The sequence below is a fragment of the Pseudarthrobacter sulfonivorans genome (assembly GCF_031454915.1).
GTDB lineage: Bacteria > Actinomycetota > Actinomycetes > Actinomycetales > Micrococcaceae > Arthrobacter > Arthrobacter sulfonivorans_C.
Genome location: NZ_JAVDRS010000004.1, coordinates 69,824 through 83,264 on the forward strand (window position 1 = coordinate 69,824; position 13,441 = coordinate 83,264).

A 13,441-nucleotide genomic window follows, 5' to 3' on the forward strand; every position below is an offset into this window, starting at 1 on the left:
CGCCGGATCCTGAAGATTGTTGAGAATTTGTTACCAACGAGTAGCTGCCTCTCCCGTCAGGCGCGGGTCCGGCTAGAGGCGGACCAACATCTTGCCGGTGTTGGCGCCGTCGAGCAGATCCATGAAGGCCCGGGGTGCATTCTCGAGGCCGTCCACCACTGTCTCGTCATACCGCACCGAGCCGTCCGCAAGCCACACCGACATCGCTTCAAAGAATTCAGGGCGGTGCTGGCGTTGCCCGCCCACCAGGAACCCGCGGAGCGTCAGTTGCTTGCCGATGGCAAGCATGAGGTTCCGGGGACCGGGCGTCGGTTCGGTGGCGTTGTACTGCGCGATGGCCCCGCACATGGCCACGCGGCCGCCCACGTTGAGCTCAGCCAAAGCCGCCTCCAGATGGTCGCCGCCCACGTTGTCGAAGTAGACATCAATCCCGTTGCCATCCGCGGCCGCTTTGAGCTGGTCACGGACAGGCGCATCGCGGTAGTTGAACGCGGCATCAAAGCCTAGCTCCAGCAGCCGCGCCACCTTCTCAGGCGTTCCGGCGCTGCCGATGACGCGTGAAGCGCCCATGGCCTTGGCAATCTGGCCAACCAGGGAGCCCACGGCGCCGGCTGCACCCGACACGAACACAACATCCCCGGGCTTGAAGTCGGCAACCTTGAGCAATCCGGCGTAGGCCGTCAGGCCTGTCATGCCCAACGCGCCCAGGAACGCCGACGCCGGGGCGAGGTCCGTGCGGGCAACCGCCGTTGCGTCTGCGTCCAGCACCGCATGTTCCCGCCAGCCCAGCTGATGGACGACGACGTCACCCACCTTCCGCCCTTCGGCCCTGGACGCGATGACCTCACCGACCGCGCCGCCGTCGAGCGCTGCATCCAGCGCAAACGGCGCCGAGTACGATTTGGTGTCATTCATGCGTCCGCGCATATAGGGGTCCACGGAGATGTAAAGGTTGCGGACCAGGATCTGCCCGTCCTGCAGCTCCGGCAGCGGCGACTCCGACAGGCGGAAGTTCTCCGGGACCGGACGCCCTGCCGGACGCGAGGCCAACCTGATTTCCCGGGTTGATGTGGGCAGTGCTGTGGTTGTGCTCATGCGGCGAACTCCAGGATCTTGATGTTTACAGTCATATTTCCGCGGGTGGCGTTGGAGTACGGGCAGATTTGATGCGCCTTAGCCACCAGGGACTCTGCCGTGGCGAGATCCAGGGCCGGAACGGCGATCTCCAGTTCGGCCGCGAGGCCGTAGCCCACACCGTCGTCCATGGCGCCAAAGTGGATCTTTGCCGCCACCGCCGAGTCGGTAAGGTCCGCGCGCTCCTTGCGCCCCACGAGCCGGAGCGCTGAGTGGAAGCAGGCCGCGTAGCCGGCGGCGAAAAGCTGCTCCGGGTTGGTGCCCTGGCCGTCGCCGCCGAGTTCAACCGGACTTGCCAGGCTGACGTCCAGCTTTCCGTCCTTGGTGCGTGCGTTGCCGTCGCGGCCTTCGCCGGAAGCCAGTGCCTCGGCAGTGTAAAGAGTCTTCATGTGGTCCGTCCTGTTGGAGGTGGTTAACGGAAAATCGTGGGTACCTGGGCGATGCTCAGTGCGCGCGGTGAAGGGCCTGCGTGAGCCGTTCCAGGGTGGTGCGAAGCTGCTCCAGCTCCTCGGCTGACAGCCCGGCCGCGTCGGCAAGGTGCCGGGGAATCCCGCTGGCCTTGCTGCTGAGGGAGCGCCCGGCCGGCGTCAGGTGCACTGCAACACGGCGCTCGTCTTCCCCGGACCGGCGGCGCTCCACGAACCCCATGGATTCGAGGCGCTTGAGCAGCGGCGACAGCGTGCCGGAGTCCAGGCCCAGTTCCTCGCCGAGCTCCCTGACTCCCTTCGGCTCCGACTCCCAAAGGACCAGCATCACCAGATACTGCGGGTAGGTGAGGCCCAGATCCTCGAGCACGGGGCGGTAGACCGCTGTGGCCGCGCGGGAGGCCGAGTACAGGGCAAAGCACACTTGGCGGTCGAGGCGGGGGGCTTCAGTCATAATTAAGACAGTAGTGCACAATTAGATTGCACACAACTTACCGCTGAACGGGTGTGCTTGTTCACCGCTTTGCATGCTTAAGAACGAACGGACACTCGAGGCCCTTTGACTGGGCCAGAAGTGTCCGCTCGTGCCGTGCGTGGCTAGAGGTCGCGGATCGTCCGGAGGGCCGCGGCCGTGAGGACCTGGATACCGAGGCCCAGGGCTCGCTCGTCCAGGATGTAGTCACCGCGGTGGAGATCGTATTCTTCGCCGCCGGGGGTCTTGGTGCCCAGGCGCATCATGGCACCCGGCCGCTCCGCCAGGAACCAGGCGAAGTCCTCACCGCCCATGGACTGCGGCGTGAGCGTGACAGCACTCTCGCCGATTTCGGCGCGGGCCGCAGCCTCGATGAGGGCCGTCTCGTGCTCGGAGTTGACCACCGGCGGTACTCCCCTGGTGTGCTCCAGGTGCACGTCCACGCCATAGGGCGCGGCCACCTGCTGCACTACCTCATCCAGGAGCTCGCCGGCGTCGTGCCAGGCATCGCGGTCCAGGCAGCGCATGGTGCCGGCCATGTAACCGGTGCCGGGGATGGCGTTGGGAGCGGAACCGGCGTTGATCTGGCCCCACACCACGGACACCCCGCTGCGGACATCCACCCGGCGCGACAGCACGGCCGGAACGTTCACGGCGATCTGCGCCAGGGCGAACACCAGGTCCTCGGTGAGGTGCGGGCGGGACGTGTGGCCGCCGCGGCCGGTGAGCTCGATTTTAATGGTGTCCGAAGCGGACGTAATGGCGCCGATGCGCGTTCCGATGCGTCCGACGTCGATCCTGGGGTCACAGTGCAGCGCAAAGATGCGCGGCACGCCATCCAGGACGCCCTGCTCGATGCAGGACAGCGCGCCGCCGGGCATGGTCTCCTCGGCGGGCTGGAAGATGATGCGGACGGTGCCGCCGAGGGGGGACTCCTGGTGCATGCTCTGCAGGATCAGGGCGACGCCGAGCATCGTGGCGGTGTGGACATCGTGGCCGCAGGCGTGGGTCACGCCATGGTTCTTCGAGGCAAACGGCAGCCCGGTTTCCTCGATGATCGGCAAGGCATCGATGTCGCCCCGCAGTGCCGTGGCGATCGGTCCTTCGCCGATGTCCACGGTCAGGCCGGTGCCTTCAAGCCGCCGCGGCGCCAGGCCGGCAGCTTCGAGGCGTTCCACGAGCTTGTCCGTCGTCCGGAATTCCTTGAAGGAAAGTTCGGGGTGTGCATGAAGATCCCTGCGGAAATCGATTAGTTCCGGTAAGAGCGGCTCCAGCCACGGCCGCACTAATGCAGTGGGCTCGGCTTCAGTAGTGTAATTACGCACTCATTTACTCTAGCGAGCGTCCACGGAATAGCGTCATCGCGGCGTGAGAGTTACACCCCGCGGCGCGACAAGGCACGCCCCACCGGGTTAGAGAACGTCGGTGTCACCACTGGCCTTGAGCGCGTCAACGGCGCCCTTGACCCGCTGGGCGTGTTCCTTGGTGGTCACCAAAAGGGCATCTCCCGTGTCCACAATGACCACGTCCTTGATACCGATCAGCGCAATGACGCGCTTTGTGTCGGAAACCACCACGCCGCTGGCGTTTTCGGTGAACACGCGCGCACCCTCACCGATGACCGTGACGTCGTCAACTTCCCGCGCACTGTTGAGCCTGCCTACAGAAGCGAAATCCCCGACGTCGTCCCATCCGAATGTGCCCGGCACAACGGCAACGTCTCCGGCGGCCGCAGCAGGTTCGGCCACTGCATAGTCAATGGCGATTTTGGGCAGCGTGGGCCAGACGCGGGCCGTGACGGCATCACGTTCAGGAGTGTCCCAGGCCCGGGCGATCTCCAGCAGCCCCGTGTACAGCTCGGGCTGGTTGGCTTCAAGGTGCTTAAGCATCAGTGCCACCGGGGCGACGAACATACCGGCATTCCAGACGTACTCGCCGCTGTCCACGTACTGCTGGGCAACTTCTTCGTCCGGCTTCTCCACGAACTCCACCACGGCCTGCGCACTGGGGGCACCCTCAATATGGAGTTCCTGGCCGGCCCGGATGTAGCCGAAGCCGGTTGACGGGTGGGTCGGCTTGATGCCGATGGTCACAATCTTGCCGGCGGCCGCCGTGTGGATGGCTTCGCGGACTGCGTCGTGGAACAGGTGGTCAGGGCTGATCACCTGGTCCGCGGCGAAGGAACCCATGATGGTGTCCGGATCGCGCTCGTGCAGGATGGCGGCCGCCAGGCCGATCGCGGCGCCGGAATCCTTCGGCTCGCTCTCCAGGACCAGGTCCGAGTCCTGGACCTCAGGCAGCTGGCGGCACACCGCGGCACGGTGGGCACTGCCGGTGACCACCAGGACGCGACGGCCGGCGAGGGGCTCAAGACGGTCATAGGTGGCGCGCAGCAACGTGCTGCCGGACCCGGTGAGGTCATGGAGGAACTTGGGAGCTGCTGCACGTGACAGGGGCCAGAGGCGGGTCCCCACTCCGCCTGCCGGAATCACCGCTATAAAGCGGTCAAGGGGTGATGCCGGGCTTGTCACTTTGTCTGTACTCATCAAGGCCTACTTTAGCCGACGGGCCGTGGACTCCCACTTTGGGAGCCTCCCTGAACCCCTCCGCGGGCGGCACCATGTGGCGTTCGTCTCAATTAAAGGCAAAATGCGGTCATTGCGGGGTCACCAAGGAGTTCCTAAATTGAATAAGCTGTGAGCGAAGCCTAGATTTAGGCTCGAGCTACGAGTGCTCTCGCAGCAGGCGTTCCCCCCGCGTGGATCTCATGCCAGCGCCGCTGTGTTGCAGGGAGGTTTATCAGTGCCGACAAAACCAGCTGGCACCTTGTACCGCGGCCGTGAAGGCATGTGGTCCTGGGTAGGACACCGAATTACCGGTGTAGTGATCTTTTTCTTCTTGTTGGTCCATGTACTGGACACCTCATTGGTGCGTGTGTCCCCTGAGGCCTACACCGCAGTCATTGGTGCATACAAGAACCCCCTCATGGCCCTGGGTGAAACGGGCCTGGTTGCCGCGATTGTTTTCCACGCCTTTAACGGCCTGCGGATCATCGCCGTCGACTTCTGGAAGAAGGGCGCCAAGTACCAGCGCCAAATGCTGTGGACTGTCCTGGCCCTGTGGGTAGTTGTGATGGTCGGCTTCTCCATCCGCCACCTTTCCCTTGCCCTTGGAGGTCACTAAGCCATGACTGCAACGATTGACAGCCCACGCAGTGGGAAGATTTCACCCCAGTACCGTCGCACCGGCAGCAGCAGGGGCAACTTCGAGATGCTGGCCTGGCTGTTCATGCGCCTGTCCGGCGTTGTGCTGGTAGTCCTCATCTTCGGCCACCTCTTTGTGAACCTCCTGGTGGGTGAGGGCATCCACGCCATCGATTTCGGTTTCGTCGCCGGCAAGTGGGCCGACCCGTTCTGGCAGATCTGGGACCTGGCCATGCTGTGGCTGGCAATGCTGCACGGCACCAACGGCGTGCGCACCATCATCAATGACTACGCCGAGAAGGATTCCACCCGTCTCTGGCTCAAGATCGTGCTGTATGCGGCCACCACCGTGATCATCGTCCTGGGCACCCTGGTGATATTCACCTTCAACCCGTGCCCCGTCGTTGACGGTGTTCCGCTGCCCGGCGGCTTCTGCCCCGCCTAAAGCCACCCGCCGTTGCCCACGGTGAGCCGCGGGCTGTGTTTTGCGGTGCAGGTAACGCCTGTCCGTTGTTTTATTGCGAATTTTGAGAGAAAGAGCGCCAAAGTATGCAGGTCCATAAGTACGACGTCGTCATCGTCGGTGCCGGTGGCGCTGGCATGCGCGCCGCGATCGAGTCCGGTCAGCGCGCGCGCACAGCAGTACTGACCAAGCTCTACCCCACCCGCTCGCACACTGGTGCGGCGCAGGGTGGCATGTGTGCGGCCCTTGCCAATGTCGAGGAAGACAACTGGGAATGGCACACCTTCGACACCGTCAAGGGCGGCGACTACCTGGTTGACCAGGACGCAGCGGAGGTCATGGCCAAGGAAGCCATCGACGCCGTGCTGGACCTTGAGAAAATGGGCCTGCCGTTCAACCGCACGCCTGAAGGCCGTATTGACCAGCGCCGCTTTGGTGGCCACACCCGCGACCACGGCAAGGCTCCGGTCCGCCGCGCCTGCTACGCCGCTGACCGCACCGGCCACATGATCCTGCAGACGCTGTACCAAAACTGCGTTAAGCACAACGTGGAGTTCTACAACGAGTACTACGTCCTGGACCTCCTGACGGTCGAAGAAGACGCCGTCCGCGAAGACGGTACGTCATACAAGCAGAAGCGTGTTGCCGGCGTTGTGTCCTACGACCTCGCGTCCGGTGAGCTGCACGTCTTCCAGGCCAAGTCCGTGGTCTTCGCCTCCGGCGGTGCGGGCAAGGTCTTCAAGACCACCTCCAACGCGCACACCCTGACCGGCGACGGCATGGGGATCGCTTTCCGCCGCGGCATCCCGCTGGAGGACATGGAGTTCTTCCAGTTCCACCCGACAGGCCTTGCCGGTCTGGGCATCCTGCTCTCCGAGGCAGCCCGCGGAGAGGGCGCCATCTTGCGTAACTCCGAGGGTGAGCGCTTTATGGAGCGCTACGCCCCCACCATCAAGGACCTCGCACCCCGTGACATCGTGGCCCGCTCCATGGCCAACGAAGTCCGCGAAGGCCGCGGCTGCGGCCCTAACAAGGACTACGTCCTCCTGGACCTGACCCACCTGGAGCCGGCGCACATCGACGCCAAGCTTCCGGACATCACCGAGTTCGCCCGCACCTACCTTGGTGTGGAGCCCTACACGGAGCCGGTACCGGTGTTCCCCACGGCGCACTACGCCATGGGCGGCATCCCCACGAACATCACCACCGAGGTTCTGCAGGACAACGACACTGTGGTTCCCGGCCTCTACGCCGCAGGTGAAGTTGCCTGCGTTTCCGTCCACGGCTCCAACCGCCTGGGCACCAACTCGCTGCTGGACATCAACGTGTTCGGCAAGCGCGCCGGCATCGCCGCGGCGGAATACGCCAAAACGGCGGACTTCGTGGAACTCCCCGAGGACCCCGAGGCGTACACCATCGAGCTGCTGAACATTGCCCGCAACGGCACCGGCAACGAGAAGGTGGCCGTGATCCGCAAGGATCTGCAGGACACCATGGATGCCAACATGCAGGTATTCCGCACGGCGGACACGCTCAACCAGGTCCTCCGGGACATCGAGTCCTTCGAAGCGCGCTACAAGAACATCAATGTCCAGGACAAGGGCAAGCGGTTCAACCTGGACCTACTCGAAGCTGTGGAGCTGGGCTTCCTGCTGGAACTGGCCAAGGTCATGACCGTGGCGGCCCTGCACCGGGAGGAGTCCCGCGGCGGACACTTCCGCGAGGACTTCCCGGACCGGAACGACGAAAAATTCATGAAGCACTCCATGGCGTACAAGGATGACCACGCCCCGGCTGACGGCTCTGCAGAGGCAATCGCCGGCATCCGTCTGGCCACCAAACCGGTTGTCTTTACCCGCTACGAGCCGATGGTGAGGAAGTACTAAGATGTCCGCCGAACTTGCTGAGCCAGCCTCAAAGATCGAATTGCCCGCTCACGTCGGAGGCGGCGGAGAGATCCCCACATTCGACGTCACCCTCCGCGTGCGCCGTTACAACCCGGAGGTGTCCGAGGACGCCACCTGGGATGACTTCAAGGTAACCATGTACGGCACCGACCGCGTGCTGGATGCCCTGCACAAGGTCAAGTGGGAAATCGACGGCAGCGTCTCCTTCCGCCGTTCCTGCGCCCACGGCGTCTGCGGTTCCGATGCCATGCGCATCAACGGCCGCAACCGCCTCGCCTGCAAGACCCTCCTGAAGGACTTGGACACCACCAAGCCCATCACCGTTGAGCCCATCAAGGGCCTGCCGGTGGAGAAGGACCTGATTGTGGACATGGAGCCGTTCTTCCAGTCCTTCCGCGAGGTCATGCCGTTCCTTATCAACAAGGGCCACGAGCCCACCAAGGAACGCCTGCAGTCCGCCGAGGACCGTGAGCGGTTCGATGACACCACCAAGTGCATCCTGTGCGCCGCGTGCACGTCCTCCTGCCCCGTGTTCTGGACCGACGGCCAGTACTTCGGCCCGGCCGCGATCGTCAACGCACACCGCTTCATCTTCGATTCCCGTGATGATGCCGGTGACATGCGCCTGGAGATCCTGAACGACAAGGAAGGTGTGTGGCGCTGCCGCACCACCTTCAACTGCTCCGAAGCGTGCCCCCGTGGCATCCAGGTGACCCAGGCCATCGCCGAGGTCAAGCAGGCAATCCTCTCCCGTAAGATCTAGTTCAGAGATTACGTACGACGGCGTCAGTCACCCCAGGTGATTTTGGCGCCGTCGTTGTTTAACACCTGACAGCACCCACGAAAGCAGCACACGATGTCCCGTTCCGAAAAAGTCAGCTTTGAAGGCTCCACCGGCGAACTCCTGTCCGGGATCATCGACGTGCCGGAGGGCCCGGTGCGCGGCTGGGGTGTGTTCTCTCACGGCTTCACGCTGGGCAAGGACAGTCCCTCCGCCTCGCGGATCTGCAAGGCCCTGGCTGACACCGGAATCGGCATGCTGCGCTTCGACAACCTGGGCCTGGGAGAATCAGCGGGCCACTGGTCCGAGGGATCGTTCAGCCACAAGGTGGCTGACACGGTGAAGGCAGCCGAGTTCATGCGCTCACAGGGGAAGGAAATTTCCTTGCTGGTGGGCCATTCCTTCGGCGGCGCCGCCGTGCTGTCCGCGGCCCGGCAGATCCCGGAGCTCGACGCCGTCGCCACCGTGGGTGCCCCGTTCTCCCCGAAGCACGTGGCGCACGTATTCGACGCCGCGTTGGACAAAATCCTCAGTGAAGGCAGCGCCGAATTTGACCTGGGCGGAAAGCGCGTGGAAATCCGAAGGCACTTTGTGGAGGACCTGGAGAACGCGGACCTCACGGACTGCATCCGCCAGCTGCACAAGCCGCTGATGGTGATGCACTCCCCCACCGACAACACCGTGGGAATCGAAAACGCAAGCACCATCTTCCAGACGGCCCGCCACCCGCGGAATTTCGTGTCCCTTGAAGGCAGCGACCACCTGCTGACCGGCAAGGGCCAGGCAGCCCGCGCCGCCCGCATTATTTCAGCCTGGGCCGACCAGTACCTCGACGCCGGGCAGTAGCGGCACCAGGGCTGGCGCCGCCGTCGCGCTCTACGGGGGTCTTGCCGGGCTGGATCTGGCGGGAGCCCCACGTCGCCTTCTCATGGCCGGCAGGAGCGCTCCTGAGGTCCTCTTCGCGGATGGCTGACCAGGCCGCAGAGACCAGGTAGACCTGGCTGACCAGGTTGAACCAGATCAGCAGCCCGATGATGATGGCGAAGGGCGCCAGAATGGGGTTCCTGCCCGCGCCGGCGAGCAGTTCGGTGCTGAACACCTGCAGGACGGTGGTACCGGCTGCGGCCAGGATGGTTCCTTCCAGCAAGGCCCGCCGCGACAACTTGAGGCCACCGGCCAGCCGGAACATCACCACGGCGGTAACCCAGCTCAGGACCAGCGGCACACCGATCTTGATGAGCGTGGTCAGCGGACCAGCGACAGCAGGGTCCAGCCGCAGGAAATCACTGACCCAGCCTGCAGCCGTGCCGAACACCAGGGACGCGCCGGCACTGATGACCAGCGCGACGCCCAGGAGCAGCAGCGTGCCGGCGTCCCGCAGCTTCATCAGGATGACGTTGATCTTCAGCGGCGGCAGTTCCACCACCCCGCGGAGACCATCACGGAGGCCGGCGATCCAGCCCAGGGACGTGACCACGGTGACCACGGCCGCAATCACGGCTGTCCAGCCAAGGCCGTCCGGGTTCAGCAGGTCCTTGGGATCAACCAGGCCCGTCCCGCCGTTGACCTTCAGCAGGCCGGGCGCGCTTTGTGCCACACTGCTGATGATGTTGTCCAGCAGGGCGGGCTGGCCCCGCAGCACCAGGCCGGCAATGGAGAATCCCGTGGCCAGCAGGCCCGTAATGGAGAAGAACATGTTGAAGCCGATGCCGGCGCTCATGAGCGGGCCGTGCTGGAGTGTGTAGTGCTGCCACGCGCGCATCGGCCGGAAGGCATTAAGCCGGGCGAGCAGCCACTGGACCATTGCCAGCAGGCTGGCCACCGGGCCGCCGTCGGACCTTCTGGCCTTGCCCCAATCCATCCGCTTTTGGATGACGGCGAGCTTCAGGCGGGCCTGCTCAGTGGGGAGCGGTGGCTCCGTTTGCGTCGGCGTCCGCTGCTGTCTTGGTGCCACTGGTCCCGCCGTCGTCGTCAGTTTCGGTCCCAAAGTCCAACTCTTCCCGTAGCTGCCAAATGCCGTCAGCATCGTGCTCGTAGAGTCCCATGCTAACCACAGGGAAGGTTGCTTTGTAACTTTCGAGCACGGTTTCGGCCTCGTCGAGGCTCTCCGGCGCAACATCGTGGGCGATGGTGACGTGGGGGTGGTAGGAGAACGGCAGTTCCCGTTCAAGCGGACCAGTCTGGAGTTTCTCGTGCAGGTCAACGCAGGCGTCGAAGCCCTCTTCGACATTGATGTAGACCACCGGTGAGACCGGCCGGAACGAGCCTGTGCCGGAGATGGTCACCATAAACGGGGTCTGGTTGCGCGCCACCTCGCGGACGTGCGCGCGGGTGGCTTCCCAGTCATCTGTCGGGGTGGTGGTGACCAGCGTGATGTGGGCAGGCACCACCCCCGCCATCGGATCCCCGAACGAGGCCCGCCACCGCTGCAGTTCCTTGGCGATGGCAGGGGGGAACCCCAGAATGACGCCTACGCTCATTCCTTCGCTGGCAGTGCTGGCGGCAGGCATTGCTCTAGCGGACTCCGGCCAGGCTCAGCGACGGCAGGAAACCCATCCGCTCGTAGACCTGGCTGAGGGTCACCGAGGCGATTTCGCGGGCGCGCTCAGCGCCCTGGGCCAGGAGCCGGTCCAGCTCGGCGGGGTCAGCCATCAGCTCGTTGGTTCGGTTCCGCAGCGGCGTGATGAAATCCACCATGACCTCCGCGAGGTCCACCTTCAGGTGGCCGTACATCTTGCCCTGGTACTCGGCCTCAAGCTCCGCCACCGACTTGCCGGTCAGCGAGGAATAGATAGTCAGGAGGTTGGAGACACCCGGCTTTTCTTCCAGATCAAAACGGATCTCGGTGCCGGCGTCGGTGACGGCCGACTTGATGCGCTTGGCCGCGATCTTCGGGTCTTCCAGGAGCTGGATGGAGCCGTTGGGAGATTCTCCCGTTTTCGACATCTTGGCGCTCGGGTTCTGCAGATCGTAAATCTTGGCGCTGGCCTTGAGGATGGTGGCCTCGGGCACCGTGAAGGTCTCGCCGAACCGGGTGTTGAAACGCTGCGCGAGGTTCCGGGTCAGCTCCAGGTGCTGGCGCTGGTCCTCCCCCACCGGCACCAGGTCGGTCTGGTACAGGAGGATATCGGCGGCCATCAGGGTGGGGTAGGCAAAGAGGCCCAGCGTGGCGGCGTCGGCGCCGGCCTTCTGGGTCTTGTCCTTGAACTGGGTCATGCGGGAGGCTTCGCCGAACCCCGTGATGCAGTTCAGGGCCCACGCCAGCTGCGCATGCTCGGGCACGTGGGACTGGACAAAGAAAATGCTCTTGTCCGGGTCGATGCCCGCAGCGATGTACTGGGCAGCCACCACGCGGGTGCGGTTGGTGAGCTCAGCCGGATCGAAGTCCACGGTAATGGCGTGGAGATCCGGGATGAAGAACACCGCGTCGTAGGCGGACTGCATGTCCACCCAGTTGCGGACTGCGCCGATGTAGTTGCCCAGATGCAGGGAGTCGGCAGTTGGCTTGGCGCCGGAAAGGATCCGCTTGCGGCCGTGTGTGGGTGAGCTGGTCATTCGTTGGAACCTTAGGATCTAGAGCCGGTAGTCCACTACCAGCGGGGCATGGTCAGAGAAGCGTGTGTCCCACGAGGGCGCCCGGTCCACCACCGCAGAGAACGCGGCTGCGGCGAGGCCCGGGGTGGCCATGTGGTAATCAATACGCCAACCGGTGTCGTTATCGAACGCCTGGCCACGCTGTGACCACCAGGTGTACGGACCGTCGATGTCCCCCGCCAGGCCGCGGTGGACATCCTTCCAACCAATTTCCTCACCGAAGAAACGGTCAAAGTAGGCACGTTCGTCGGGCAGGAAACCGGCCTTCTTGACGTTGCCCTTCCAGTTCCTGATGTCACGTTCGGTGTGGCCAACGTTGAGGTCGCCCACCACCAGGGCGTGATCGCTGTGCTTGGTGAGCTCCGGCAGGCGGGTGCTCATGACGTCAAGGAACCGGTACTTGTCCACCTGCTTGGGGGTTCCTACTTCACCGGAGTGCACGTAGGCACTCGCCACTGTCAGCTGTACCGGATTTCCGCCGGCGTCGGTCAGCCTGAAATCGGCTTCGACCCAGCGGCCGGCGGTGGCGAAGTAGTCGTCGCCGATGCCGTTGCGGGTCTCCAGCGGTTCTTCGCGGGACGCAATGGCGACGCCGGCGCGGCCCTTGGCCTCGGCTTCGGCGTGCAGGATGTGCCAGCCGTCGCCCAGCAACTGGCGGACGATTGCGTCAGGCGCACGGACCTCCTGGAGGCAGAGAATGTCCACCTCGCGTGGCTCCAGCCAGGCCGCCATCCCGTTCTTGAAGGCAGCCCGGAGGCCGTTGACGTTGACTGATGCGATGCGAAGGTGATCCTTCTTCAATGCCGAACTCACCCGCACTACTCTAGTCGATGATGGTTCCGCTGACCGGGTCCCCGGTGCCGCCGGAGGAGCGGATCATGTCCCGGGCATTGGTCGCGGTGATCTCGATGGTCTCCAGAGCCCGGCGGATCGTGTCCTGGTCCGCTGCATCACCCTTGGCCCGTTCCTGCTCCACCACCCGGATCTGCACCTGCACGATCTTGAAGGAGTGGTCCAGCTTGAGGTCGCGGACTTCGTCCGCTTCGGTCCGCTCTGAGACAAGCCGGGTGCCGCCGTGGTTGGCCGAGGCCGACGACGGCGCGCGGCCGGCAGCGCTGTTGAAGGCGTTCTGGGCTTCCGTCAGCTTGGCGCCGGCTTTCTTGGCAGCCTTCTGGATGCTGAACACCACGAAGGACGCCAGCGCGAGCCAGAAGGCTGCGATGACCGCCACGACCCAGCCCACGACGTCGTTCTGGTTGGCGGCGAAGATCACGGCAACCAGGAAGGCGATGATAAAAACCATCATCCCCGGGCCGCTGATCCGCAGCATGGAGAAGCCGCCCTTGGACCGGCCGGACGGAGACTGTGGGTTACCCAGAGATTGCATGGGTCCATTGTCTCAAACGCTGCACAACCCTTTTGCACCTTCCACCCCCGGCGAACAGCTCCCCCAACGTCCGTG

Annotated in this window: 15 protein-coding genes; 5 read left to right on the top strand and 10 right to left on the bottom strand. The window is 64.2% G+C overall.

Going from position 1 to position 13,441, the window contains the following annotated elements; all coding sequences use genetic code 11:
* Window positions 1–72: 72 nt before the first annotated feature.
* The 5 genes from J2808_RS10655 to J2808_RS10675 form a co-directional block, all read right to left on the bottom strand.
* Entirely contained in the window at window positions 73–1,095 is a 1,023-nt protein-coding gene (locus J2808_RS10655) for an NADP-dependent oxidoreductase (protein ID WP_309815743.1), read from the bottom strand.
* Window positions 1,092–1,523, bottom strand: coding sequence for an organic hydroperoxide resistance protein (locus J2808_RS10660; RefSeq protein ID WP_309815746.1), 432 nt, complete (start codon window positions 1,521–1,523; stop codon window positions 1,092–1,094). Before J2808_RS10660 ends, J2808_RS10655 begins: the two co-directional genes overlap by 4 nt.
* Window positions 1,524–1,578: 55 nt before the next feature.
* Entirely contained in the window at window positions 1,579–2,013 is a 435-nt protein-coding gene (locus J2808_RS10665) for a MarR family winged helix-turn-helix transcriptional regulator (protein ID WP_309815751.1), read from the bottom strand.
* A 143-nt stretch (window positions 2,014–2,156) separates the two neighbouring features.
* Entirely contained in the window at window positions 2,157–3,356 is a 1,200-nt protein-coding gene (locus J2808_RS10670; protein WP_309815755.1) for an amidohydrolase, read from the bottom strand.
* A gap of 87 nt (window positions 3,357–3,443) precedes the next feature.
* A complete protein-coding gene (locus tag J2808_RS10675) occupies window positions 3,444–4,577 on the bottom strand; it encodes a mannose-1-phosphate guanylyltransferase (RefSeq protein WP_309815759.1) in 1,134 nt (377 codons plus the stop codon).
* Between the two features lie 256 nt (window positions 4,578–4,833).
* On the opposite strand from J2808_RS10675, the gene sdhC reads away from it, so the two are divergent.
* From sdhC to J2808_RS10700, 5 genes are all read left to right on the top strand, one after another.
* Window positions 4,834–5,214: a succinate dehydrogenase, cytochrome b556 subunit gene (gene sdhC, locus J2808_RS10680; RefSeq protein ID WP_082576094.1), complete on the top strand. Its 381-nt coding sequence runs from the start codon at window positions 4,834–4,836 to the stop codon at window positions 5,212–5,214.
* Between the two features lie 3 nt (window positions 5,215–5,217).
* Window positions 5,218–5,679: a succinate dehydrogenase hydrophobic membrane anchor subunit gene (locus tag J2808_RS10685; RefSeq protein WP_309815771.1), complete on the top strand. Its 462-nt coding sequence runs from the start codon at window positions 5,218–5,220 to the stop codon at window positions 5,677–5,679.
* A 104-nt stretch (window positions 5,680–5,783) separates the two neighbouring features.
* Window positions 5,784–7,583 carry a succinate dehydrogenase flavoprotein subunit gene (gene sdhA, locus J2808_RS10690; protein WP_309815772.1) on the top strand — a complete coding sequence of 600 codons (1,800 nt, stop codon included), beginning with the start codon at window positions 5,784–5,786 and terminating at the stop codon, window positions 7,581–7,583.
* A 1-nt stretch (window position 7,584) separates the two neighbouring features.
* Complete coding sequence (locus J2808_RS10695) at window positions 7,585–8,367, top strand: succinate dehydrogenase iron-sulfur subunit (RefSeq protein ID WP_309815775.1); 783 nt, start codon at window positions 7,585–7,587, stop codon at window positions 8,365–8,367.
* A 93-nt stretch (window positions 8,368–8,460) separates the two neighbouring features.
* Window positions 8,461–9,231: an alpha/beta hydrolase family protein gene (locus J2808_RS10700; RefSeq protein ID WP_309815778.1), complete on the top strand. Its 771-nt coding sequence runs from the start codon at window positions 8,461–8,463 to the stop codon at window positions 9,229–9,231.
* Here the strand turns inward: J2808_RS10700 and J2808_RS10705 are convergent.
* Genes J2808_RS10705 through J2808_RS10725 form a run of 5 tightly spaced genes read right to left on the bottom strand, consistent with a single transcriptional unit; the run spans window position 9,188 to window position 13,366 of the window.
* Window positions 9,188–10,246 carry a YihY/virulence factor BrkB family protein gene (locus J2808_RS10705; RefSeq protein ID WP_309816712.1) on the bottom strand — a complete coding sequence of 353 codons (1,059 nt, stop codon included), beginning with the start codon at window positions 10,244–10,246 and terminating at the stop codon, window positions 9,188–9,190. The genes J2808_RS10700 and J2808_RS10705 overlap by 44 nt on opposite strands.
* 37 nt (window positions 10,247–10,283) lie before the next feature.
* On the bottom strand, window positions 10,284–10,895 hold the full coding sequence (locus J2808_RS10710) for a 2'-5' RNA ligase family protein (protein ID WP_309815781.1): 612 nt from the start codon (window positions 10,893–10,895) through the stop codon (window positions 10,284–10,286).
* A 4-nt stretch (window positions 10,896–10,899) separates the two neighbouring features.
* Window positions 10,900–11,940 (bottom strand): tryptophan--tRNA ligase, encoded by a 1,041-nt coding sequence (gene trpS / locus J2808_RS10715; RefSeq protein WP_309815784.1) that lies wholly within the window; start codon window positions 11,938–11,940, stop codon window positions 10,900–10,902.
* Between the two features lie 18 nt (window positions 11,941–11,958).
* Entirely contained in the window at window positions 11,959–12,792 is an 834-nt protein-coding gene (locus tag J2808_RS10720; protein ID WP_309815787.1) for an exodeoxyribonuclease III, read from the bottom strand.
* 10 nt (window positions 12,793–12,802) lie between these two features.
* The gene (locus J2808_RS10725; protein WP_309815790.1) at window positions 12,803–13,366 is read right to left on the bottom strand and encodes a hypothetical protein; all 564 of its coding nucleotides are present in this window, start codon (window positions 13,364–13,366) and stop codon (window positions 12,803–12,805) included.
* Window positions 13,367–13,441: the final 75 nt, after the last annotated feature.